This is a genomic window from Dehalobacter restrictus DSM 9455, from assembly GCF_000512895.1.
In the GTDB taxonomy this organism is placed as follows: domain Bacteria; phylum Bacillota; class Desulfitobacteriia; order Desulfitobacteriales; family Syntrophobotulaceae; genus Dehalobacter; species Dehalobacter restrictus.
In genome coordinates, this window is record NZ_CP007033.1 from 1,044,232 (window position 1) to 1,067,955 (window position 23,724).

23 protein-coding genes are annotated in these 23,724 nt (G+C 45.5%); 22 read left to right on the plus strand and 1 reads right to left on the minus strand.

Annotated elements, in window-relative coordinates:
- Window positions 1-17 precede the first annotated feature (17 nt).
- The 11 genes from DEHRE_RS04950 (at window position 18) to DEHRE_RS05000 (ending at window position 12,561) form a co-directional block, all read left to right on the plus strand.
- Entirely contained in the window at window positions 18-1,220 is a 1,203-nt protein-coding gene (locus tag DEHRE_RS04950; RefSeq protein WP_019225655.1) for an acetate/propionate family kinase, read from the plus strand.
- A gap of 66 nt (window positions 1,221-1,286) precedes the next feature.
- Window positions 1,287-1,799, plus strand: a complete 513-nt coding sequence (locus DEHRE_RS04955; protein ID WP_015044200.1) for a YceD family protein — start codon at window positions 1,287-1,289, stop codon at window positions 1,797-1,799.
- A 5-nt stretch (window positions 1,800-1,804) separates the two neighbouring features.
- A complete protein-coding gene (rpmF, locus tag DEHRE_RS14365) occupies window positions 1,805-1,984 on the plus strand; it encodes a 50S ribosomal protein L32 (protein WP_015044199.1) in 180 nt (59 codons plus the stop codon).
- 86 nt (window positions 1,985-2,070) lie between these two features.
- Entirely contained in the window at window positions 2,071-3,066 is a 996-nt protein-coding gene (gene plsX, locus DEHRE_RS04965; RefSeq protein WP_025205368.1) for a phosphate acyltransferase PlsX, read from the plus strand.
- 120 nt (window positions 3,067-3,186) lie between these two features.
- Window positions 3,187-3,414 (plus strand): acyl carrier protein, encoded by a 228-nt coding sequence (gene acpP, locus DEHRE_RS04970; protein WP_015044197.1) that lies wholly within the window; start codon window positions 3,187-3,189, stop codon window positions 3,412-3,414.
- A 71-nt stretch (window positions 3,415-3,485) separates the two neighbouring features.
- Window positions 3,486-4,232, plus strand: coding sequence for a ribonuclease III (gene rnc / locus DEHRE_RS04975; protein ID WP_019225653.1), 747 nt, complete (start codon window positions 3,486-3,488; stop codon window positions 4,230-4,232).
- 4 nt (window positions 4,233-4,236) lie between these two features.
- Complete coding sequence (gene smc, locus DEHRE_RS04980) at window positions 4,237-7,830, plus strand: chromosome segregation protein SMC (RefSeq protein ID WP_025205369.1); 3,594 nt, start codon at window positions 4,237-4,239, stop codon at window positions 7,828-7,830.
- A gap of 528 nt (window positions 7,831-8,358) precedes the next feature.
- Window positions 8,359-9,285, plus strand: coding sequence for a signal recognition particle-docking protein FtsY (gene ftsY / locus DEHRE_RS04985; protein ID WP_025205370.1), 927 nt, complete (start codon window positions 8,359-8,361; stop codon window positions 9,283-9,285).
- 2 nt (window positions 9,286-9,287) lie between these two features.
- Entirely contained in the window at window positions 9,288-10,070 is a 783-nt protein-coding gene (gene mtnP, locus DEHRE_RS04990; protein WP_019225650.1) for an S-methyl-5'-thioadenosine phosphorylase, read from the plus strand.
- A gap of 43 nt (window positions 10,071-10,113) precedes the next feature.
- On the plus strand, window positions 10,114-11,148 hold the full coding sequence (gene mtnA / locus DEHRE_RS04995; protein ID WP_019225649.1) for an S-methyl-5-thioribose-1-phosphate isomerase: 1,035 nt from the start codon (window positions 10,114-10,116) through the stop codon (window positions 11,146-11,148).
- Between the two features lie 114 nt (window positions 11,149-11,262).
- Window positions 11,263-12,561: an amidohydrolase gene (locus tag DEHRE_RS05000; RefSeq protein ID WP_019225648.1), complete on the plus strand. Its 1,299-nt coding sequence runs from the start codon at window positions 11,263-11,265 to the stop codon at window positions 12,559-12,561.
- A gap of 51 nt (window positions 12,562-12,612) precedes the next feature.
- Here the strand turns inward: DEHRE_RS05000 and DEHRE_RS05005 are convergent, their stop codons facing one another.
- Window positions 12,613-15,024, minus strand: coding sequence for a putative bifunctional diguanylate cyclase/phosphodiesterase (locus DEHRE_RS05005; RefSeq protein WP_019225647.1), 2,412 nt, complete (start codon window positions 15,022-15,024; stop codon window positions 12,613-12,615).
- Between the two features lie 359 nt (window positions 15,025-15,383).
- Here DEHRE_RS05005 and ylxM point away from each other — a divergent pair, with 359 nt between their 5' ends.
- The 11 genes from ylxM (at window position 15,384) to DEHRE_RS05060 (ending at window position 23,593) form a co-directional block, all read left to right on the plus strand.
- Entirely contained in the window at window positions 15,384-15,749 is a 366-nt protein-coding gene (ylxM, locus tag DEHRE_RS05010; RefSeq protein WP_019225646.1) for a YlxM family DNA-binding protein, read from the plus strand.
- Window positions 15,750-15,792: 43 nt separating this feature from the next.
- A complete protein-coding gene (gene ffh, locus DEHRE_RS05015; protein ID WP_025205371.1) occupies window positions 15,793-17,175 on the plus strand; it encodes a signal recognition particle protein in 1,383 nt (460 codons plus the stop codon).
- Between the two features lie 117 nt (window positions 17,176-17,292).
- Window positions 17,293-17,556, plus strand: coding sequence for a 30S ribosomal protein S16 (gene rpsP / locus DEHRE_RS05020; protein WP_015044187.1), 264 nt, complete (start codon window positions 17,293-17,295; stop codon window positions 17,554-17,556).
- Window positions 17,557-17,573: 17 nt separating this feature from the next.
- Window positions 17,574-17,804 (plus strand): KH domain-containing protein, encoded by a 231-nt coding sequence (locus DEHRE_RS05025; RefSeq protein WP_015044186.1) that lies wholly within the window; start codon window positions 17,574-17,576, stop codon window positions 17,802-17,804.
- Between the two features lie 157 nt (window positions 17,805-17,961).
- Entirely contained in the window at window positions 17,962-18,471 is a 510-nt protein-coding gene (rimM, locus tag DEHRE_RS05030; RefSeq protein ID WP_019225644.1) for a ribosome maturation factor RimM, read from the plus strand.
- An 18-nt stretch (window positions 18,472-18,489) separates the two neighbouring features.
- The gene (gene trmD / locus DEHRE_RS05035) at window positions 18,490-19,293 is read left to right on the plus strand and encodes a tRNA (guanosine(37)-N1)-methyltransferase TrmD (RefSeq protein WP_019225643.1); all 804 of its coding nucleotides are present in this window, start codon (window positions 18,490-18,492) and stop codon (window positions 19,291-19,293) included.
- Window positions 19,294-19,598: 305 nt separating this feature from the next.
- Complete coding sequence (locus DEHRE_RS05040; RefSeq protein WP_019225642.1) at window positions 19,599-20,159, plus strand: RNA methyltransferase; 561 nt, start codon at window positions 19,599-19,601, stop codon at window positions 20,157-20,159.
- 75 nt (window positions 20,160-20,234) lie between these two features.
- The gene (locus DEHRE_RS05045) at window positions 20,235-21,380 is read left to right on the plus strand and encodes an NAD(P)/FAD-dependent oxidoreductase (RefSeq protein WP_419724129.1); all 1,146 of its coding nucleotides are present in this window, start codon (window positions 20,235-20,237) and stop codon (window positions 21,378-21,380) included.
- A 262-nt stretch (window positions 21,381-21,642) separates the two neighbouring features.
- Window positions 21,643-21,984: a 50S ribosomal protein L19 gene (gene rplS / locus DEHRE_RS05050; RefSeq protein WP_015044180.1), complete on the plus strand. Its 342-nt coding sequence runs from the start codon at window positions 21,643-21,645 to the stop codon at window positions 21,982-21,984.
- A 60-nt stretch (window positions 21,985-22,044) separates the two neighbouring features.
- Window positions 22,045-22,866 (plus strand): ribosome biogenesis GTPase YlqF, encoded by an 822-nt coding sequence (ylqF, locus tag DEHRE_RS05055; RefSeq protein ID WP_019225639.1) that lies wholly within the window; start codon window positions 22,045-22,047, stop codon window positions 22,864-22,866.
- Between the two features lie 79 nt (window positions 22,867-22,945).
- Window positions 22,946-23,593 (plus strand): ribonuclease HII, encoded by a 648-nt coding sequence (locus DEHRE_RS05060; protein WP_019225638.1) that lies wholly within the window; start codon window positions 22,946-22,948, stop codon window positions 23,591-23,593.
- Window positions 23,594-23,724 lie beyond the last annotated feature (131 nt).

Here is a 23,724-nt window from a genome sequence, read left to right on the forward strand (position 1 = left end):
GTAAAGGAGTGTAATTTGTGAAGATTCTCGTGCTAAATTGCGGCAGCTCATCGCTCAAATACCAGATGATGGATATGGAAACGAAGAGTGCGATGGCAAAAGGCCTGGTGGAAAGAATCGGGCTTCCCGGAGCGATGCTTACGCATCGTCCGAAAGGTGGAGAAAAAGAGGTCATTATTGCTGATTTGCCGGATCATACAGCTGCGATCAAATTGGTTTTACAGGCTGTGATCGATCCGAATTTTGGTGTTTTAACGTCACTGGAAGAAATTGATGCAGTAGGGCACAGAGTGCTCCATGGTGGAGAAAAAGTGTCCGGCTCCGTGCTTGTGAATGCAGAGGTCAAACAGGCGATTGAAGAGTGTTTTGAACTTGGACCGCTTCATAATCCAGCCAACCTGGCGGGGATTATTGCTTGCGAACAGATGATGTCGGGGACACCTCAGGTTGCGGTGTTTGATACGGCATTCCATCAAACGATGCCTCCGGAGGCTTATATCTACGGGATACCTTACGAGCTGTATGAAAAGTACAAGATCCGCAGATACGGTTTCCATGGGACCTCACATAAGTATGTCAGCCAGCGGGCCGCGGTGGTCATGGGCAAACCGCTGGAAAAGTTAAAGCTGATCAGCTGCCATCTGGGTAACGGATCTTCACTTACGGCTGTAAAATATGGGAAATCAGTTGAAAATTCCATGGGGTTCACACCGCTGGAGGGGCTGATGATGGGCACTCGGTCGGGGGATCTTGATCCGGCCATTGTTCCGTTTATCATGAAAAAAGAAAGGATCTCCGGGGACGCAGTCAATGCGCTGTTAAACAAGAAAAGCGGCGTACTTGGCCTTTCGGGAGTCAGCAGTGATTTTCGCGATTTACAGAAAGCTGCTGACGAAGGCAATTACCGTGCCCAGCTTGCCCTGGATGTTTTTGTTCATGACGTTAAAAAATACATTGGTGCCTATGCTGCAATTCTAGACGGCGTCGACGGGATCATATTTACAGCCGGACTGGGAGAAAACTCTCCTTTAATTCGCCGGTCAATCTGTGATACGCTGGGCTGCATCGGTGTCAGTATTGACGATGAGAAAAATGAAGCGGCCGTAGGGCAAGAAGTGGACATTTCCAAGTGGGGAGCCAGATGCAAGGTTATGGTTATCCCGACAAACGAAGAACTTATGATTGCCTTGGATACTGAGGAAATCATCCAGAAGATGTAATCCTTTCTTGACAAAGAAAAAAGTGATAACTATAATTACAGTTGTTGCATATCGAGGTGATTGCTGGTGATCGTCAATGTTTTTCAATTAAGGCGGGCCGAGGGTGGGTCAAAAACTTTTAGTTTTAATGAAGAAAATTTTCCACCTTTGCAGCTCGGAAATGAGTCTTATCGTTTCTTATCCCCGCTTGAAGTGGAATTAAAAGCTGAAAATGTTGGCAAATCACTCTTGGTGAATGGGAAAATATCGTCTGTGATTGCTGTTAGTTGTTCCAGATGTCTGAAAGAATTCCCGTATAATCTGAAGATTGTTTTTGAAGACGAATGGGTCCCGGCAGAATTTGCTTCTGAAGCCAAAGACGACAGCATACTGGTTTTTGAAAAGGACGAATTCCCGATTGACGACAGGATTGTAGAGCATATGCTGCTGCAGCTTCCTTTAAAGTTCTTATGTTCTGAAGACTGCAGGGGGCTCTGTCTGAAATGCGGCGCTGACCGCAATGTGAATCCTTGTTCGTGCTCCACTGAGGATATTGATCCTCGCTTAGAAATATTATCCAAATGGAATAAGGGGGTGTAATATCAATGGGTGTTCATCAAAATAAACAATCCAAATCTAGAGTCCGCAGGCGCAGAGCAATGGATAAGCTGTCCGTTCCTAATCTTGTGGAATGCCCCCAGTGCCATCAACAGAAGCTTCAGCATCATATTTGTGCGAACTGCGGCTATTACAATGGCAAAGAAGTCATCTCTATGGGTGAATAATAAGTTAGAGTACTCGAAAAAACAGATCAAAGCTTGGCGTCAGCCAAGTTTTCTGTATATAATGAGAGAAAGGGGGTATGTCGTGGATGAAAATCGCCGTTGATGCCATGGGCGGAGATCATGCGCCCGGAGAGATTGTCAAAGGCGCCTTAAAAGCGGCCAAGATTCTTCCGGATATCCAGATCATCCTTGTCGGACAGAAAGACAAGATAGACTTACATATACCTGAAGACTTAAAAAGCACGATTGAGATTTATGAATGTTCCGAAGTCATTGAGATGGATGAACATCCGGCCGCTGCGATTAAGAAGAAAAAAGATGCCTCTATTGTTGTCGCCACGAGACTCGTGAAGGAAGGATATGCGAATGCTCTGGTGTCAGCAGGCAGCACCGGAGCACAGATGGCTTCAGCTTTGCTGGGCTTAGGCAGAATTAAAGGAATTAACCGGCCTGCAATCTGTACGGTCCTGCCGACGCTTCAAGGCGGAAAGCTGCTGCTCGATGTCGGTGCCAATCCGGATGCCAAACCGGAAAACCTTCTGCAGTATGCGATGATGGGAAGTATCTACGCCGAAAAGATTCTGGGGCTTAAAAGTCCCAAGGTCGCCTTGCTGAATATTGGCAGTGAAGAGGGTAAAGGGAACGAACTTGTTCAGGCTGCTTATGACCTGCTAAAACAATCTTCCCTGAATTTTGCCGGAAATATTGAAGGCAGGGACATTCCCTATGGGACTGCAGATGTCATTGTCTGTGATGCTTTTGTCGGCAACATTGTACTAAAAACCATTGAAGGAATGTCATCATCGCTTTTCCAGCTGATTATGCAAAAAATTACAGCTAGCACTATCAGGAAAATAGGAGCAATACTGGTTAAACCCGGATTGAAAGAAATTGCACACATGCTGGATTATTCTGAGTACGGTGGGGCCCCGCTTCTCGGAGTGGACGGTACAAGTATTATCTGTCACGGAAGTTCCAAAGAAAATGCTATTTTTAATGCTGTTCGTGTAGCCAAAGAATGTATCGAAGGACAAATTATTGAAAAAATCGTCGATGGTTTAGAAAAAAGTACGCAAAAATAGACTGCTGCCATGAAAAAGTTGCTTGCATTATTGATAAATACTGGTACAATTCTGAATAAAAGACTTTACTGCTCAGAATAATAGGGTAAGAAATAAACTATCTGAGAGGGGGTGGCATAAATGGATGTATACGAAAAGGTAAAAGCAATCGTTATTGATCAACTGGGAGTAGGCGAAGATGAAATTACTCCTACCACGACGTTCCAAGCTTTAAACGCAGATTCTCTGGACATTGTTGAGCTTGTCATGGCACTTGAAGAGGAATTCAACCTTGATATTGCCGATGAAGAGGTGGAAAATATTCAGTCCATTGCTGATGTTGTGAAGTATGTGCAAGAGAACCAATAAGCCTAGTTTCGAGGCCCCGTAGTTAGGCTACTACGGGGCTTTTAACTCATTCAGGATGAAAGGAGCAATACATGGCCAAAAGAAACCGCCGCGCGTATTTCCATAAGAGCTCCCGGAATAAATACCTTGAACAAACGGGAGAAGTTGAATCCTTTATCAGGCAGTTAGGGCTGGAAAACCTGCAAAGCGAACTGATTTTTACTGCGCTGACGCATCCTTCTTTTACTTTTGAAAATCCCAACAGCGGGTTGGAGAATAATCAGCGGCTGGAGTTTTTAGGCGATGCCGTTTTGGATTTTATCATTGGCGAGTATCTCTATCAGAACTATCCGGATAAGCCTGAAGGTGAACTTACCAAAATGAGGGCTGCAGTTGTCAATGAAACGACGCTGGCTAGAAAAGCCCGCAGTATTAACTTGGGCCAGGCGCTCTTTCTGGGTAAAGGGGAACAATCCTCTGGCGGCAGGGACAGGCCGTCCATCATTGCTGATGCGCTGGAGGCAGTCATTGGAGCGATTTATTTGCAGTATGGCTTTGAAAAAGTTCGTAAATTCATACTCGACATGCTTGTTCCGGAGATTCTGGAACTTAACGAAGGAAATTATGGAGATTTCAAAACCATGCTTCAGGAAAAAGCGCAAAAGAAGGAATATGAGGTTTGCTACAGGATCATTGAAGAGACAGGACCCGACCACGATAAGCGGTTTACTGCAGGGGTCTATCTTCATGGTGAACTGCAGGGAAAAGGAATCGGTAAGACCAAAAAAGAAGCAGAGCAGCAGGCAGCCCATTTTGCGCTGAAAGCATGGGAGGTATAAATTGGTGATACCTGGAATGGACGCGGAATTATTTCTCAAATCGATTCATATTCAGGGATTTAAGTCTTTTGCAGATAAAACAAAAATTGACCTGCAGCCGGGCATGAGCGTCATTATCGGACCAAACGGCAGCGGCAAGAGCAACGTCGCCGATGCTGTACGCTGGGTGCTTGGTGAACAAAGTGCCAAGAGTCTCCGCGGAAGCAAAATGGAAGATGTCATTTTTTCCGGAAGCTCGTCCCGCAGGCCTGTAGGGATGGCGGAAGTATCTCTGCTCTTTGATAATGCTTCAGGTCTTTTTCCGTTGGATTATGAGGAAGTTGTCATTACCCGCCGGGTTTACCGGGATGGAGAAGGGCAGTATTTTATCAACCGGACGCCTTGCAGGTTAAAAGATATTCAGGAACTTTTTCTTGATACCGGCTCGGGAAAAGAAGGATTTTCAATTATCGGACAGGGCAGGATTGAGGAGATTCTAAATCTGAAATCTGATGAAAGGCGTCTCCTGATTGAAGAGGTCGCCGGCATCAGTAAGTTCCGCCTGCGCAAGAGAGAAGCTTTGAGAAAACTTGAGGATACCCGGCAAAATGTCGATCGTCTCAGCGATATCATCGCCGAAGTCGAAGCCAGAATCGAGCCGTTAGCCGAACAAGCCGAAACAGCCAGGACAAGCAAGGAATTAATCTCAGGTCTGGAAAAGCTCGAGATTAATTTAATCGTTAATGAACTTTCTGATATACACAGTAAACTGACCAATGCCCAGACCTCTGAAGAGACGCTGCGTCAGGAATTTACGGCACTGACAACGAGGGTCAATGAAGAAGAAAACCTGAGCGTACGCGGCAGGTACGAACTGAATCAATTGGAACAACGCGTTCAGGACCTGCAGGGGGAAATATACGCTCTCGAAAATAAAATGAACGAAGCAGAGCACGAATTATCCCTGCTTTCCGAGAGAAGCGGCTATATCCAGGAACAATTTGGGCGCCTGCAAAAAGAACTGGCGGTCGCACAGGAAACGATGGCCGCATCCGTTGAGAAAAAGAAAAACCTTACTGCAAAGCAAACACTTCTGCAGGAGATCCTCCAAAATGCAGCTAGGGATATAAAAGAGAAAGAACAACAGCTGGAAGAGCTTCGGAAATTAAGCGGGGAAGCACGTCTGGAAGAGCTGAAAACGGAAATCTTTGAAGAACTCTCCAACAAGAGCAAACTGGCTAGTGAAATTGCTGAAATTAATCAAAAAAAAGAAGCTCTTCTTCAACAAGAGAAACAATATACCCGAAATATCAAAGCCAAAGAAGCAGAGAAGGAATCTGTGCTTCAGGAGATTACTGCCCAAATTGAGGAAAAACAAAAACTGGAAGCCAGAGAGATCGAACTTCTGAGAAAAATAGAAAATATCAGGAAGACGATCCAAAACAACAGGCTGGAAGAACAAAATGCCGAGACTGCGTGCTCGGAGCTTCAACGTAAAATTGACCAGGCTGGGGCGAGACTTCATGCCCTCCATACACTCCAGGACAGTCTGGAGGGGTATAACAGGGGTGTCAAGGAGACGGTTCTGGCTTACCGGAAAGGCCAAATTACCTGTGAGACTATATTCGGTACAGTGGCCGACAATATCGAAGTAGAAGCCAAATATGAGCTTGCAGTGGAAACCGCTTTGGGAAGTTCTTTGCAGAACATTATTGTGGAAAAAACCGAGGACGGGAAAAAGTGTATTGAGTACTTGAAAAAGACGAACAGCGGCCGCGCCACTTTCCTGCCTTTGGATGCAATCCGCGGAACGAGGCAGTCCCTTGATGACAAAACGAGACGGCATCACGGTTTTCAGGGGTTGGCGGTTGATCTGGTCAAGTTTGAGCCACGTTTTAAAGATATTATGGAGTCGCTGCTTGGAAGAATTCTGGTTGCAGACAATCTGGATTCTGCGATTGAGCTGGCTAAAGCTAACCAATACCGGGTTAGGGTAGTGACGCTCTTGGGTGACCAGGTCAACATCGGCGGTTCGCTTACCGGCGGAAGCACAAGATCTCAAAGCAGCGGCCTCTTAAGCAGAGCAAGAGAAATTGAAGAACTGTCTCTGAAGACTAAGGACATGCAGGCCGAACTGGAAGAAAAGAAGCAGCGATACACTGCCATAAAGAAAGAAATGGAAGGCCTCGAGGAAGCGAAAGAAACCATTGATATGGAATTGCTGAAAATTAATGGGGCTAAAGATATCATCGATGTGGACAGCAAACACCACGAGGAAAGAATGAACCGGCTGGAACAGGATTTCCGGGTTATCCGGTATGAACTGGATGAAGTCTGCAGTGAACTGACAGCATTTGCTGTCAAATATGAAGAAACCAGACACTTACTGAACGAAACAGAACAGAAGATTCTGGCTCTGCAGTCAGAGCAGACCGAGCAGGAACAACTGCTGAAAGAAAAAACTTCAGAGGCGCAGGAAATCTCGGAAAAGATTACTGCGGCCAAAGTTGAGGCTGCCAGATCGGAGCAGGAGTTTAACCAGATCATTCAGCAGATCACTGAGGAAAATGAGCGAATTCTAGTTAATAAAGACCTGATCGCAGAAAAGAACAAGGAGATCGTCGGGCTTCAACAGGCTGAGCAGGAACTGTATTCCGGCAAGGAACAACAAGAAAATAGTGTTCAGGAATACACGGCCCAAATTGATGCTCAGAAATTCAAGCTTATCGAACTGCGCAGGGAAAAAGAATCTTTCTCAGCGAATAATCTCAAGCAGGAACAGGATATTCAGATGCTGCGGAGTCAGGCCAGGGACATGGAACAGCAGATTCATCAGAATGAGCTCCGAATTGCCCGCTGGCAGGGTGAATGGGAATCCGGAAATGACCGCCTTCAGGAAGAATACCACTTGGCTTGGAAAGACGCGTTAGGCTATCTTTCGCCTGAAAAGAAAGACTCTTTACAGGAGAAGATTGCTTTTTACAAACAAAAAATCGAAGAACTTGGACCCGTAAATTATACAGCTCTTGAGGAATACCCGGAAACGCTGAAACGATTTGAATTCCTGTCCACCCAGAAAAATGATCTGGATGAGGCCGGAAGGACACTTCAGGAGCTGATCGGGGAACTAGACAAGAGCATGATCGAACGTTTTCAGGAAGGCTTTACGGCCGTCAATGAAGCGTTCAAAGAAGTATTTAAACAGCTTTTCAACGGCGGACAAGCTGAACTGTTACTGGATGATCCGGACAATCTTCTGGAGACCGGAGTCAGGATCATGGCCCAGCCCCCGGGCAAAAGGGCACAGCTCCTGTCGCTTCTGTCAGGCGGGGAGAGGTCATTTACGGCAATTGCCTTGCTGTTTGCGTTCCTGAAAGTCAAACCGAGTCCGTTTTGCCTCCTGGATGAGATTGAGGCGGCACTGGATGAAGTCAACGTCAAAAGATTTGTGCAGTATCTGCGCAAACTATCCAAACATACGCAGTTTATTATTATCTCGCACCGCAGGGGAACCATGGAATCCGCGGACAGGCTGTATGGAATCACCATGGAAGAATCCGGCGTATCGAAGCTTTTGACTGTTGAGCTTGAAGACAGAATAGAGGCTCCGGCAATTTAAAATTAGCTTTGTACAATTAGCTTTGCTTGGGTTAGTCTCCATGATGGATAGCCGCTTTCGGCAGATTGCGCCCTCCGTGGCGCAAACAGCCGCGCTCCGCACTCCATGCTCCGCTTGACGCTGGCTATCCATCACGGAGACTTAATTTGGAGTAAGTCAAAGTTTTTTATGCTAGTGTTATTCGGAGTCGTGGGACTAGTAAAACATAGGGAAATACCATACAAAACATGATCTGCATTCTGGCATGCAGATCTGCTTAAATGACCCTATGATCAGTCTGGGGGCCACAGTTCCGCTGTGAGCGGAGCAGGATAGCGCAGCGCGGCCTTTTGTGCCATGGATGGCACAACGGCCGGAAAGCGGTATTGTGGCCACCAGACTTACCCAAGATTAATTTAATAGTTTGTAAATAAATTTCAGAATGTATGTTCCAGCCTCAGGGTTGGTCGAATGGACCGAGTTGTTAGAATTAACCGAGTGTGCTAAAATTTCAGTTGTGCCAATATTGCTTTGATAGGAGAAGATGAAGTGGCAGGAATATTTTCCAGACTTAAAGAGCGCCTGACCAAAACCAGAGAAGGTTTTGTCGGCAAAGTTGAACAGCTTTTTACCGGCTCAGGCAAAATTGATGAAGATCTTTATGAAGAATTGGAAGAGATTCTACTTCAATCAGATGTGGGTGTCAATACAACGCTGAAATTGGTTGGAATGCTGCGTGCATCCGTCAAAGAACAAAAAATTAACGACCGCTCCGGGCTGAGGGATGTACTGCAGGAACATATTACTGCGCTATTGGGTGAAGAGATTCCCTTGTCTTTTGCAGATTCCAAGCCCACCGTCTATCTGATCGTTGGTGTCAACGGTGTAGGAAAAACGACCACGATCGGCAAGCTGGCCAAAAATCTGCAGGGCCAGGGTAAAAATGTTTTGCTGGCGGCAGGGGATACTTTCCGAGCAGCAGCGATCGAGCAATTGGAAGTATGGGGAGAACGGTCCGGGACAGAGGTCATCAAACAGTCGGAGGGGGCTGATCCTGCTGCGGTGGCTTTCGATGCACTTCATGCGGCAAGATCCCGGAATACAGATGTCCTATTGATCGATACTGCCGGAAGACTGCACAATAAAGTGAATCTGATGAAAGAATTGACCAAGATCAAAAAGGTGGTCGAGCGCGAAGTTCCGGATGCCCCGCACGAGGTGCTGCTGGTACTCGATGCGACGACCGGACAGAACGCCATCCAGCAGGTGAAACTGTTCAAGGAAGCAGTCGATGTGACAGGAATCATACTCACCAAGTTGGACGGCACAGCTAAAGGCGGTGTAATCCTGGGGATCCGGAATGAAGCGGATATCCCGGTAAAATTGATTGGAATCGGTGAAGGGGCAGAAGATTTAAGGCCTTTTGAACCGAGAGAATTTGCCAGGGCCTTGTTTGACCGTTCTGAGGAGGAATAGTCTTGGATTTTGCACTGATTGGCGGTACCGGAATTGAAAATCTGGCGCTTGACGATAGGACCGAGGAGACAGTTGAAACGCCGTATGGTTTTGTTCCGCTGGCTGAAGGGTTCATCGGCGGGATTGGAATGGTGTTTTTAAAAAGACATGGTGCAAAGCATACCTACCCGCCTCACCTGATTAATTACCGGGCCAATATCTGGGCCCTCAAAAAAATAGGCGTGAAAAAGATTCTGTCGACAGGTGCAGTAGGCTCCCTGTCTGAAGCTTATCGAATCGGTGATATTGTCTTGCCGGACCAGTTCCTCGATTTTACGAAAAGCCGCGCGGCGACTTTTTTTGAGGATGGGGAACAGGGGGTTTTGCATGTCGATGTTTCGGAACCTTACTGTCCCGATGTGCGTAATCATATCATAGAAGGTGCAGCAAGATCTGGCCTAAACGTGAAAAACGGCGGGGTCTATGTCTGTACCGAAGGTCCCCGTTTTGAAACTCCGGCGGAAATAAACATGTTCCGGATGCTGGGCGGGCACCTGGTAGGAATGACCGGAGTTCCGGAAGTGGTATTGGCCAGGGAACTTGGAATGTGCTATGCGACCATGGCCCTCGTAACCAATCAGGCTGCGGGCATTAAAAAAGACCCATTGACACATGCCGAAGTAATCGCTACTATGGACTTGTTGAGCAAAACTGTGGCAGCATTGGTGGAAAGCACCTGTAAGATCATGGATCATGACCAGCGGTGTTACTGTACTACCGGAAGCAAAGAAGCAGGCTTATTTTAAAGGTTGACACCAGCCAAGTTTTCTTAAGAAAGGCGGAAATCGTGTGAAAGCGCTTCAATGGCAGGGAGATCATTTGTTGATACTCGATCAGACGAAATTGCCGTTTGTCGAACAATACCGCGAAATACATTCTTACAAAGAAATGGCAGAGGCAATAAAAAATATGGAAGTTCGCGGAGCTCCGGCAATCGGGGCGGCTGCAGCCTACGGCTTTGCGCTGGGGGCTGCCGAATACCGCGGAAGCGGTGAAGACTTTAAAGATTATATGGATGAGGTTCGAGCCGTTTTGGAAGGAACACGTCCAACTGCTGTAAACCTTTTTTGGGCACTTAGAAAAATGGAAGATAAATTCAGAGAATTTCTGAATATGAATGATATCGGAAATATTCGGGCAGCTTTAATCAATGAAGCGAATGAAATTGCCGAAGATGACCGCAGAATGAATAAACGTATTGGGGAATATGGCAACACGCTGATTCCGGAAAAAGCAAATATCCTGACGCACTGCAATACAGGCAGTCTTGCTACGGTTGAATTTGGGACAGCTCTGGGGATTATTAGGACTGCACATGAATCCGGGAAAAAAATTCATGTCTTTGCAGGCGAAACGAGACCCCTTTTACAGGGAGCTAGATTAACGGCCTGGGAGCTCCTTCAGGATCAGATCCCGTTGACGTTGATTACGGATAATATGGCCGGCTATCTGATGCAGCAGGGGAAAGTCGATATGGTTATCGTAGGGGCGGACCGTATCGCCGCCAACGGCGATACGGCCAACAAGATCGGAACCTATTCGCTGGCCGTGCTGGCTGCTGCTCATCAAATTCCGTTTTATGTGGCGGCACCGACAACGACCATTGATTTGAAAATATCTGGAGGGGACGAGATCCCTGTGGAAGAGCGGGACGATCAGGAAGTTCGAAAAATCATGGATGTACGGATTGTTCCCGATGAAGTCAGTGTGTACAATCCTGCTTTTGATATTACGTTGGCAAAATATATTACCGGGATTATTACGGAAAAAGGGATCATATCCCCGCCCTACTCTGTAAATATGGTGAAGATGCTGGTAAGATAATACAAAATAGAAAAAAACATTCGGCTCAAATGGATTTCTGTACAGGTTCATTTAAGCCGTTTTTTTCTGCAAACAGGGGTCAAATAATATAGAAGAGAAAGAAGGTAACAAACAATGTCCAGGTATCTAATCAGAGCGATGATTTTGCCGATGACCGATGCGCAGGATTTCTACCCGCAGGGAGAAATTGCGATAGACGGGGACCGGATTGTTTCTGTCGGGGAGAGAGGAACAGCCCCGGCGGGTTTTAATCCGGACAGAGTCCTGGATTTAACCAACCATGTCGTGATGCCCGGACTTATTAACACGCACACGCATGCTGCAATGACACTGCTGCGCGGCTATGCCGATGATATGCCGCTTATGCCTTGGCTGCAGGAAAAGGTCTGGCCTTTTGAAGATAAAATGACACCGGAAGATATCTACTGGGGGAGTTCGCTTGCTCTTTGTGAGATGCTCCGTTCCGGTACGACGACCATGACGGATATGTATATTAGTGAAGAAGAAACGGCCAGGGCAGTTTTGGAATCAGGGACCAGAGCACTGCTGTCCCGCGGCATGATTGATCATAATAAAGAAGCCGGCAACAGATCGCTGCAGGAAAATATTGAATTATTCCGGAAATATCATAATGCCGGGGACGGACGAATTAAGATTATGTTTGGCCCGCATGCCCCGTATACTTGTTCCGGAGAATTTCTGCTGACTGTAAAACAGGAGGCCGATAAGTTAGGAGCCGGCATCCATATCCATCTCGCGGAGACAGAATCCGAAATCGCTACAATCAGGGAGAGATATGGAACAACGCCGCTCTGCTGGCTGGAACAACAGGGTATACTGGGAGGACAGATTATTGCTGCCCATTGTGTTTACCTGAATGATGCCGAACTTGATATCCTTAAAAGGTATAACGTAGGGGTTGCCCATAACCCGGAAAGCAACATGAAGCTGAGCAGCGGAACAGCGCGGATTCCGGAAATGCTTAAGCGGGGGATTGCTGTCGGACTCGGAACAGATGGTGCTTCCAGCAATAATGATCTTGATATGTTTGGGGAAATGCGTTCGGCTTCCTTCCAGCAAAAATTGCTTGGCTCCCCTGAAGACCTCAAAGCCTATGAAGTTCTGAAAATGGCGACGGACGGAGGGGCAACCGTGGCAGGATTGAAGGATCTAGGCAAACTTCAGCCCGGCTATAAAGCGGATATGATTTCGATTGACTTTGATCAGCCGCATTTCTATCCGAGGTTCTCAATACCTTCGCATCTGGTTTACTGTGCCAGGGGCGGGGATGTCAGAACGGTGATCGTCGACGGAAAGATCCTGATGGAAGACGGGAGACTGCTGACACTTGATGAGCAGAAAATCTGCCGCGAAGCAGAAAAAAGAGCCAGGAGAATAGCGTCTGAAGTCTGAGCTTTTCGCTATCCTGCCGACTCAGTAAAACAAGGGAAATCCTGTAAAATTTCATAAAGAAATGATTGAAGAATTTACTGAAGAATTTTCTAAAATAAGTTGCTGGGGCAGGCTGAAAAATACTTTTTCGAACTCTTTAGCCGGCATAGGCTTGGCCAGATAGTAGCCTTGAATCTGATCACAACCCAATTCTTTGAGCACGTCGTATTGGGCTGCAGTTTCAACGCCTTCGGCGATGGTTTTAATTTTCATAAAATTCGCCAGCACAATAATCGAACGCACAATTTCTTTGTCAAACTCATCATTGACAATATGATCAATTGAGAGCTTGGAAAATTTTATGCGGTCGAATGGGAACATCTTCAAATGATTTAAAGAGGAATAACCGGTCCCAAAGTCATCAATTGAGACAGAGATTCCGATATCCCTGATCGTTTTGGTAATCTCGTGAATATCGTAGGCATCTTCGATTGCTATGCTTTCAGTGATCTCCATATCAATCCATTCCGGAGGAACAGCATAGAACTTGATTGCTGATTTGATCATTTCCCCAAATTCTTTATGATTTAGCTGTTTGATCGAAACGTTGATGCCCATTTTCAGAGTGGTCTGATAACGGTTGTTCCATTCGGCAATTTGGCGGATCGCCCTGTTCATCACCCATTCTCCAAGCGGAATAATCAGGTCTGTCTCTTCTGCAATCGAAATGAATTCGCTCGGAGGAATTGAACCTTCAGCTGGACTATTCCAGCGGAGCAGTGCTTCAATCCCGATAAGACTGTTATCCGGTATGCTGAACTGGGGCTGGTAATGAAGTGAAAATTCTTTATCATAGATCGCTTTTCGCAATAAAATTTCAAGCTTTAGATTCCTTTGGAGGATCGCATTGATTTGCTCATTGAAAAAGACGTATTTATTGAACCCTATTTTTTTGGCCTCATACATCGCTATATCGGAATTCTGGATCAGGGCGTCAAGACTTGAAGCATCATGCGGGTAAATGGAGATCCCGACACTGATCGTTATGTGGAATGTATATTTACTGAGTTGGATTGGTTCTGCACAGATGGCGATGATACTTTGAGCCAGGTTCTCAATATCTCCGTTGTGATATTTGCCATGGAACGCCAGCACAAATTCATCACCGCCGAAGCGGGCCAGCAGGTCATGTTCAGGATCGATAAATTTCTGGAGACGCTTGGAAAGTGCAATGATCAGTTTATCTCCGATAATATGGCCATAAACATCATTAATTGTTTTAAACCGGTCAATATCGAGAAATAACAGGACGAGAATATGATCGTCCTGGCAGCTTTTGATTTTTTCCTGCACAGCTTCCAGAAAGAAGCGGCGGTTATAAAGCTTGGTTACGATATCTTGACTGGAAAGATAATGTAGCTGGCGGTTTTTCTTCTCGAGTTCTCTGGCTTTTTCCGAAAGCTCCCGTGTGCGTTCATCAATACGCTTTTCAAGTTCAGCGTTCAGCTCCTTTTCTCTTCTTAAGAGATGCTGGTCTCTGATGGAATTCTGAATATGATTGCTCAGTATTCCATGAAGAAAGATAATGATGAGATAAATCAATAAGCTCTGAATATCGAATCCAACGAAAAACAGAATGATAATTGGACCTACCAATAAGAGCAGCCCCTGATTCCGGTAACCTTCGTTGGAATAATCCCCATAAAGCTCAGTATCATCAGCCCCTGCTTTTATATCCTCGGGTGTTATAAGCGCACTGAGCGCAATGCCTAGCAATGTCGCCATATAAACCGAATCAATCACTGAATTCGGAATATAAAGATCATGCAGATAGAGATAATAATAGACCAGATCGATCAAAGCAAAGGCCAAAACGGCACCTGTTGCAAGCCGGACGGAGGGTGCGATATTACCGGCCCGGATTGAGAAGAACCAGATGGCTATACCGGTCATCATGCCAATATCAAGAAGAATGCTCATAGCTGAAGTCCAGCCGCCTCTGGAAACGAGATAAAGGTTCTCGTAGTTCGCATCAAAGTAAATGATCCAAATCAACAGCAGAATGGAAACAGACATCGCCAGACTGTCAATCAGTAGCTGCAGGACATTCCATCTTCTGAAACGGTTTAGGGCAAAGATGACAGAACCGATCGAAAGAAAAAGATTGGTGCCAAAATACAGGGCTGCAACAAACAAATCATCTATTGGATCAATTCCAAGTATCCAAACAGAATAGTCCCACATAAAGTCACCGACTGCCCAAAAAAGGGAAGCAAAAGAAAAAAACAGCCAGATGGTACGAACATACTTTGGCTGGCTTGATTTATAATAGGCCTGCAAAAGCAGAAAAAATGAAATCAGTGCACCAACCGGCGAGAGAATATTTCCCCAAAAATCGGATTGGCTAATGGTCGCAGTAAGGTAAAAAAGATAATAAACAGCAATGAAAACAAAAATCAGTGTCTTATTCTTTGTTACTTTCATATTTATTTCTCCGTACAGTATTTATCAATCATATTATCGGAATTTTCTTTGATTTTCTGAAATATATGTAATATATTACCACGAAAAAATAGCAATTTATACATTAAAATGTAAATACATTGATCATAAAGTCAATTATACGCATAAATAATAAAAGATAATAAATAAAGTGAACCAGTTCTAAAAATGCTAAAACCAGACAATGATTTACAAATTTCTTATTATTTTGACTTGCTAATCCCAATCCAACAGTAAGTGAAAAACACACGCAAGTAAAAAACTTGACACCGAAGGTATTTTTGGATAAGATACAGATGGTGTAAAGCAAAAATACTTTACAGTGAGGCCGGAATATCAAAATGAAAGAAATCGCTGAAAAAGCCTTGTTATTTGATTTTTATGGCCCCTTGCTGACAGAAAAGCAAGGAAAAATATGGGATCTGTACTATCAGCAGGATTACTCACTGTCTGAGATTGCTGCCGAAGAAGGCATCAGCCGCCAGGCAGTTTATGATTTACTCAAAAGAACTGAAAAGATTCTGGAGGGATATGAGCACAAGCTTGGACTCATTTTCCGATTTATCCAGGAAAGAGATAAATTCCACCGCATAGAGTCTTTGCTGGAAGAAGCAAAACAAGAAGATTTCTCCAGCGGATCTGCCTGGAAACGTCAGTTGGATATAAATATGCGGATCAAAGAGATTATCGCAGATACACTCGAATAGCGAATAAAAATACGATGGGGAAAGAAGGGACGCCGGGATGGCAATGTTTGAGGGTCTAAGCGAAAAACTCCAGGCTACTTTCAAAAGACTTAGAGGAAAAGGTAAATTAACCGAAGCCGATGTTACAGAGGCCCTGCGTGAAGTTAGAATTGCGCTGCTTGAAGCAGATGTCAATTTCAAGGTCGTCAAAGAACTGATTGCCCGGATCAAGGAGAGGTCTGTAGGTCAGGAAGTACTGGAATCCCTTACTCCCGGGCAGCATGTGATAAAAATTGTCCACGAAGAGATTATCCGTCTGATGGGTGGGAGTGAAAGCAAAATATCGATTTCCTCCAAACCGCCGACAATTATTATGCTGGTGGGACTGCAGGGAGCCGGAAAAACCACTCATGGCGCCAAGCTCGCCAATATGCTGAAAAAGCAGGGGAAGCACCCGCTGCTGGTCGCCTGTGACATCTATCGTCCTGCTGCAATTAAACAGCTGGAAGTTTTGGGGGAACAGATCAAGGTTCCGGTTTTTTCTCTTGGTCAGGAAAATCCCGTGAAGATCGCTTCCGAGAGTCTGGTATTCTCGAGAAAAAATGGCAATGATGTCGTCATCATCGATACTGCCGGACGGCTGCATATTAATGAAGAACTCATGGATGAACTGTCCAGAATCAAAGGAAATGTCAAACCGCATGAAATATTGTTGGTTGTCGACGCCATGACAGGTCAGGATGCAGTGAATGCTGCCGATGCTTTCCACCAACAGCTCGGACTTGACGGTGTCATTCTTTCCAAGCTTGACGGGGATACCCGCGGCGGTGCGGCGCTTTCCGTCAAAGCAGTGACCGGCTGCCCGATCAAATTTGCCGGAACCGGTGAAAAAATGGATGCTTTGGAAGTTTTTCACCCTGACCGGATCGCGTCCAGGATTTTAGGTATGGGCGATGTGCTTACTCTGATCGAGAGAGCCCAGCAGAATGTCGACGAGAAAAAAGCCAGGGAACTGGAAGAGAAAATCCGTAAACAAGAGCTTACGCTGGATGACTATCTTGATCAGATCAAACAGCTGCGCTCGATGGGTCCTTTGTCGTCTGTGCTGGAAATGCTGCCTGGAATCGGCAAGCAGCTGAAAGGCGTCGAGATCGATGAGAAAGAGTTCTACAAGGCGGAAGCCATCATCTGTTCGATGACAGCGGATGAAAGAAGAAAACCGATCCTGATCAAGGACTCCCGTAAAAAAAGGATAGCGAAAGGGAGCGGAACAACGGTTGTCGATGTTGGAAGGCTTCTTAAGCAATATGAACAAACCAAGAAAATGATGAAACAGCTTTCCGGACTCCCAGGGATGGGAGGAGCCGTCAAAGGCGGTACGAAGAAAGGGAAAAAAGGGAAAAAACAGGGCAAGAAATCTTTCCCAAAATTCCCTTTCCAGATATAGTGCCGATTTAAACACAATTTAAACAATCAGATATTCCTTTTAAATCATTGCGGACTCCCAAATATCATTGATGTTGTTGAATATATGGGTTTAGAGTTTGTTGGAGGAGGTGAAATTATGGCAACAACGATTCGTTTGCGCCGCATGGGTGCAAAGAAAAATCCTTTCTACCGTCTTGTAGTATGCGACTCAGCATCCCGCCGTGATGGCAGGGCAATTGAGGAAATTGGTTATTATGATCCTACCAAAAATCCTCATGAAATCAAGATAGATGAGATCAAAGCGCTGGAATGGCTGACTCAGGGAGCTCAACCTTCGGATACCGCAAAATCTCTGCTCAGTCAGGCCGGAATTATGGAGAAATTTCATAAATCCAAGTAAGCATGGAGGTGACTCCTGTGAAAGAAGTCGTAGAGGTACTAGCTAAGGCATTGGTGGATCATCCTGAAGAAGTTATTGTGGTTCAGAATGCTACAGAGAGAACTGTGCACCTTCAATTGACAGTTGCTCAGGAAGATATGGGCAAAGTGATCGGTAAACAGGGTAAGATCGCTAACGCTATCCGGACAATTGTCAAGGCTGCGGCCGTGAAAGACGGACGCAGGGTTATTGTTGATATTGACCAGTAAGGTTGGAAAGGGCTCAGGCCCTTTTTGACTTTACTGGTTTAGAAAAACGCTAAGTGCTTTCTGAACCATCTAAGGGCAGCTAAAACTGACGACGGCCAAGTTTTCTTTAAATGGGATGATGGATCGCGGAACTCTATAAAGGAAAGGGCGTAACGCCTTGGAAAGTGTATTAATTGGAGAGGTCCTAAAACCGCAGGGTGTCAAAGGAGAAATCAAGGTATATCCGATTACGGATAATACGGAGCGGTTCAGGGATCTGAAAGAAATTTATCTGTCTGATGGAAGGACTGAAAAAAAATTTCATGTCCAGGGGGTAAGGATTGATCCGAAAGGTATCGTGTTCTTGACTTTGGAAGGCATTGCTACTAGGGAGGATGCTGAAAAGATCCGTGGATTTGAGGTCAGACTAGACCGATCGGAGATTCCTCCGCTGCAAGACCGCTGGTATTACTTTGAGCTTGAGGGAATGCAGGTTTACGAGAATGATATTCTGCTGGGGACTTTGATAAGAGTTCAGGAAACTGGTTCGAACGATATCTATATTGTCCGCGGCGAAAAAACCGAATTCTGTGTTCCGGCTTTAAAAACCGTTGTCAAAAAGGTGGATGTCCCGGCGAAAAGAATGGATGTCATTTTGCCTCCGGGGTTACTCGATGATGAGTCTTAGCATAAAGAGAGGCTGCGTATGAAGTTTACGGTACTGACGATTTTTCCGGAAATGTTTGCGCCATTAAAAGAAAGCATTCTGAAAAGGGCTCAGGAAGCGGGCCTGCTTGAGATAGCGCTTGTTAATTTCCGCGATTATGCCGAGAGCAAACATAAAAATGTGGATGATATCCCGTATGGCGGGGGCTCGGGAATGGTTCTAAAGCCGGAGCCTCTGTTCAAGGCTGTCCGGAATTTGCCGGAGCCTGCAGGAAGCCGCCGAATTATTTTGCTCTCGCCTCAGGGAAAAAAATTTGAGCAGCGGGAAGCTTTGAGACTGGCTGGATATGATGAGTTAGTTCTTTTGTGCGGCCATTATGAAGGATTTGACGAGAGAATACGCGTCCTGGTCGATGAGGAGATGTCCATCGGAGATTATGTTTTAACGGGAGGAGAACTTGCTGCGATGGTGATGATTGATTCGGTGGCAAGGCTCTTGCCGGGCGTTCTCGGGAACAGTGTTTCTCAGGAGGATGATTCCCACAGTCAGGGTCTGCTCGAGTATCCTCAGTATACACGTCCTCCCGACTTTGAAGGAATGCAGGTGCCCGAGGTTCTGCTTTCAGGACATCACGCCAATATTGAGCGCTGGCGTAGAAAAGAGTCTCTGAGAAGGACTCTCCTGAAAAGAAGTGATTTAATCCCGCAGATAGAGTTTCAGCAAACAGATTATCCGCTTTTAGAGGAACTTACGCTCGATCATCCGGAGATTAAGATTTATCGCGAGAAATGGGAGCATTTAAAGCCTGCTCTGAAGCGGAGACAACGAATTAAGAGCGAGTAGTATAAAGACCTATTGTGGCAGGTCTGCTTGCCAAAACTACCGCTATCGGCTATTGTGCCCTCCGTGGCGTTTCTAGTGCCGTCTTACGAAGTGAATGCTTATGCGTCTGAAGAAAGATCTGCATTCTGGCATGCAGATCTGCGTAAATAATCCTACGATCAGTCTGGGGGCCACAGTTCCGCTGTGAGCGGAGCAGGATTGCGTAGCGCGGCCTTTTGTGTCAAGGATGACACAACGGCCGAAAAGCGGTATTGTGACCCACAGACTAACCCTAGATTACTATTTAATAAGATCTGGAGGAAATAATGGGAGAACTATATGTAGCCCTTATTCACGCACCTGTCTACAACAAAAATATGGAGCAGATCGCAACGTCGATAACCAACCTTGACTTGCACGATATTGCCCGAAGCTCAACTACTTATGGAGTGAATACCTATTATGTTGTCCATCCCGGTCCGGCTCAGCAGGATCTAGCCCGGCGGATCATGGGCTTTTGGCGGGAAGGGTATGGCGCTGAATATAATCCCAATAGATATGAAGCTTTTGAGAAAGTGAAGCTTGCCTCGACGCTGGAAGAAGCTGTCCAGGAAATCAAAATCAAGAATCCCGGCAAGAAATTATTCACGGTTGCAACGGATGCGAGACTGTACCGGAATACGATTGAATATTCCGACCTGCGCCGGAAGCTCGAGGAAACTGATGAGGACTTTCTGCTGCTTTTCGGAACAGGTTGGGGCATCATAAAGGAAGAAATGGAAAAAGCAGATTATATTCTGAAGCCGGTTTACGGTTTCGGAGACTATAATCATCTGTCTGTCCGTTCAGCTGCGGCAATTATTTTGGACAGGCTCAGAGGCCATTAATTGGTTATTTTTTGAATTGACAAGGCACAAGAATAAAGTGTTTTTTTTCGGAGAAAATAGTGCTGGGGTGAGCTTATGAAAAACACTTTAATTCTGGGTGGGGGAATCGGCGGTATTGTTGCCTCCAATATTCTTAAAAATGTGGCGGGGGATTCCATGCAGGTAACGGTCGTGGACCGGGAACTCAATCATCACTTTGCAGCCTCTTATCCACTCCTTATGATCGGTCAGCGAAAACCAGCGGATATAACAAGGAAGTTAACCAATTTAAAAAAGAAGAATATCCATGTTTTGCATCAGGAAGTACAAAAAATTGATTTAACCGGACATCAGGTCTCAACAAATCAGGGAGTCTTGCCTTTTGACTATTTGATTATTTCTTTGGGAGTGGAGTATCACACGGAGACCGTACCCGGATTCACAGAATATGCTTTAAATGCTTATGATTTTGATGGGGTAAGAAAGATAAATCAGCAATTAAACAATTTCTCCTCCGGACGAATTGTTTTTTTTATATCCAGCTTGCCATACAAATGTCCATCTGCTCCTTATGAAATAATGTTTCTTTTGGACCAGTTTTTTCGGAAAAGGGGAATTCAAAATAAAATTGAGCTTACCTTGGTGACGCCAGATTACTCCCCGGAGCCATTAGCCAAGCCCAAGGTTGGGCAAAGTGTAAGGAAAATGCTTGCTGAAAAAGGGATAAAATTGATCACGGAAGCGAAAGTGCTCAGGATTGAGGAAAAAGCTTTGATCCTGGATCATGACACGAAAATTGCTGCGGATCTTTTGTTAGGTATTGCGCCTCACTGGACCCCGGAGGTATTACGAAAGTCAAATTTGGTGGATAGCAGCGGATTTGTTCAAGTAGACCTTCACACTTTGGAAACAAATTACCCGACAATCTATGCCATTGGTGATGCTGCAGCGGTAAAGCTTCCGGTAATGGGGGCCTACGCACCGAAAGCCGGTGCGTTTGCGCATTACCAGGCGGATGTTGTGGCAAGAAATATCTATCTTCTGTCCAGGGGGGCAAAGCCGGAATATACCTATAAAGGAAAGGGTACCTGAATCATGAATACCGGGTTCGGTCGGGCCCGATATTCATCGGTTCAGTATTATAAAAAACCAAGCCCATCGATCTCTCTATGGAAGCCAACGCGGACAGCCTATTTGGCAAAACTTGGATTTGAAAAATACTGGTTTGGCCGTTTTATATAATCCTGGAATCAGAAAGATCAGAAAAACAGAAATGAAAAGCAGATATGAAGGACAAGCAAAAATTGACGCTGTATCGAAAACTTGAAGAAATTAACTAGAGGAAATTAACTAGAGGAAATTAACTAGAGATTTAGTAAAAAAGATATAGCATATTGCGCATTTTTGGTGTGTGTGGTAATATGATACAGTGTAAAAAACGGATGGTCCTCTGGCTTGATGTAAGAAGTTAAGAACATCTAGGCAAGGAAGGGGGTAATTTATTATGGATTATATTCGTATGATTGAAGAGCAGCAGCTTAAAGATAATATTCCTTCATTCCGTCCTGGAGATACAGTCAAAGTACATGTACGTATTATCGAGGGTACTCGTGAGCGTATTCAGGTCTTTGAAGGGCTTGTGATTAAAAGGAAGGGCGATGGCTTAAGGGAGACTTTCACCGTGCGCCGTGTTTCCAACGGAGTAGGTGTAGAAAGAACATTCCCCCTTCATTCTCCGCGTATTGACAAGATTGAAGTTGTACGTAAAGGTATTGTCCGCAGAGCGAAACTTTACTATCTGCGTGACCGTTACGGCAAATCGGCCAGAATCAGAGAACGCCGCTAATAACAGAGAAGATGGAAAAGAGCTGGAGAAATTCAGCTCTTTTGTTTTCTATGGAGGATTATGAACATTCAATGGTATCCTGGTCATATGACCAGAGCGAAAAGAAAGCTCGAAGAACAACTGGCTTGGGTTGATATTGTCATGGAACTGGGAGACGCTCGTTTGCCACTGAGCAGCAGGAATCCTCTGCTGAAGCAGCTGCTTGGGAACAAGCTCCGCTTGCTTTTGCTCAACAAATCGGACCTTGCTGACAAAAAGAGGATTGACCAGTGGCTTGTGAAACTTGGCAAGGAAGGACCTGTTTTAGCGATTAGTTCCATGACCAATGTTGGCGTCAAAAAAATTGTCCCGCTGCTCGAGGAACTGATGACGGATAAAAGAGAACGGCTGGCCGCCAGGGGAGTGCGGGGAAGACCTATTCGCGTCATGGTTGTTGGTATACCCAATATTGGCAAGTCTACGCTGATTAATCAGCTGACCGGCGGTTCACAAGCCAAGACGGGCAACAAACCAGGTGTTACGCGCGGCAACCAGTGGATCAGGATACATGATAAAGTCGAGCTGCTTGATACTCCGGGTATGCTTTGGCCCAAATTTGATGATCCTGAAGTAGGCAGGAAACTCGCTGTGACCGGTGCGGTAAGAGATGAAGTGTTCGATCAGGAAGAACTTGCTCAGTGGCTGCTCGCCTGGCTTAAACAGAATTATCCTCTGGAACTGCAAAGCTTTTACAAACTTGGGGAAAACGAGACCGATCTTGAAGGGATTGGCCGCAGAAGGGGCTGTCTAGTCAGCGGTGGCAGAATTGATACCTTCAAAGCCGCCCAGATCTTTCTTCGTGAATTCCGCAGCGGTAAGATTGCCAAAGTGACTATGGACTAAAAATTTGACGCTTCTATACATTACGGAGACTGGTCTCTAGAGTATGTGCCACATTTTATTCAGCTGGGGAGATGAAGGAATGGATGAAATCGAAAGGATAGGGAAACTCCTGGAGATAGAAAAAGGTTTGTTTGCTGAAGGATATTCACGGATTGCCGGTATAGATGAAGCAGGAAGAGGTCCGCTTGCCGGTCCTGTCATTGCCGCTGCTTGTATCTTGCCAAGGGAGTTTGAGCTTCCCGGCCTGAATGACTCGAAGAAATTATCGGAAAAGAAAAGAAGGAACTTAGCTGAAGAAATCAAAAAGCAGGCTGTTGCTTTTGCACTGGGAAGTGCGACGCCCGGCGAAATTGACCTGTTAAACATATTAAGGGCCACAAAGCTGGCGATGATAAGGGCCCTGGAAAACCTGAAAATCAACCCTGATTACGTCATTATTGACGGCAGGGACATGCTGAATATGGATACGGCTCAGAAAGCCATTATTGGTGGAGACGCTCTTAGTGCGAGTATTGCCGCAGCTTCAATTCTGGCCAAGGTTACCAGGGATGCGCTGATGGATGAGATGCATCAGATTTATCCGGAATATCATTTTGATCAACACAAGGGTTATGGAACCAAGCTGCACATGGAGGTAATAAACCGCTTTGGTCCTTGTCCAATCCACAGGCAGAGTTTCTCGCCGATCAAAGAGATAATCGCCGGGACACAGTATAAACTCGGGTAATATCTGAGATTGGGACCGGCATACAGTGTACATAAAAAAGATTTGAGACTTAAGGATTACAATAGAATTTATTTCAGTAACAGATAAGGAATAGCTGCATTGTACGCGGCTATTCCTTTTTGATTTTTATT

Excerpts from the sequence above, each read along its gene's own strand:
- ffh (WP_025205371.1), top strand. The coding sequence starts at position 15,793 with ATGTTTGAGGGTCTAAGCGAAAAACTCCAGGCTACTTTCAAAAGACTT.
- DEHRE_RS05060 (WP_019225638.1), top strand. The coding sequence starts at position 22,946 with ATGGATGAAATCGAAAGGATAGGGAAACTCCTGGAGATAGAAAAAGGT.
- ylxM (WP_019225646.1), top strand. The coding sequence starts at position 15,384 with ATGAAAGAAATCGCTGAAAAAGCCTTGTTATTTGATTTTTATGGCCCC.
- rpsP (WP_015044187.1), top strand. The coding sequence starts at position 17,293 with ATGGCAACAACGATTCGTTTGCGCCGCATGGGTGCAAAGAAAAATCCT.
- rnc (WP_019225653.1), top strand. The coding sequence starts at position 3,486 with ATGGCCAAAAGAAACCGCCGCGCGTATTTCCATAAGAGCTCCCGGAAT.
- plsX (WP_025205368.1), top strand. The coding sequence starts at position 2,071 with ATGAAAATCGCCGTTGATGCCATGGGCGGAGATCATGCGCCCGGAGAG.
- rplS (WP_015044180.1), top strand. The coding sequence starts at position 21,643 with ATGGATTATATTCGTATGATTGAAGAGCAGCAGCTTAAAGATAATATT.
- acpP (WP_015044197.1), top strand. The coding sequence starts at position 3,187 with ATGGATGTATACGAAAAGGTAAAAGCAATCGTTATTGATCAACTGGGA.
- DEHRE_RS05005 (WP_019225647.1), bottom strand. The coding sequence starts at position 15,024 with ATGAAAGTAACAAAGAATAAGACACTGATTTTTGTTTTCATTGCTGTT.
- DEHRE_RS05000 (WP_019225648.1), top strand. The coding sequence starts at position 11,263 with ATGTCCAGGTATCTAATCAGAGCGATGATTTTGCCGATGACCGATGCG.
- trmD (WP_019225643.1), top strand. The coding sequence starts at position 18,490 with ATGAAGTTTACGGTACTGACGATTTTTCCGGAAATGTTTGCGCCATTA.
- rpmF (WP_015044199.1), top strand. The coding sequence starts at position 1,805 with ATGGGTGTTCATCAAAATAAACAATCCAAATCTAGAGTCCGCAGGCGC.
- ylqF (WP_019225639.1), top strand. The coding sequence starts at position 22,045 with ATGAACATTCAATGGTATCCTGGTCATATGACCAGAGCGAAAAGAAAG.
- DEHRE_RS05040 (WP_019225642.1), top strand. The coding sequence starts at position 19,599 with ATGGGAGAACTATATGTAGCCCTTATTCACGCACCTGTCTACAACAAA.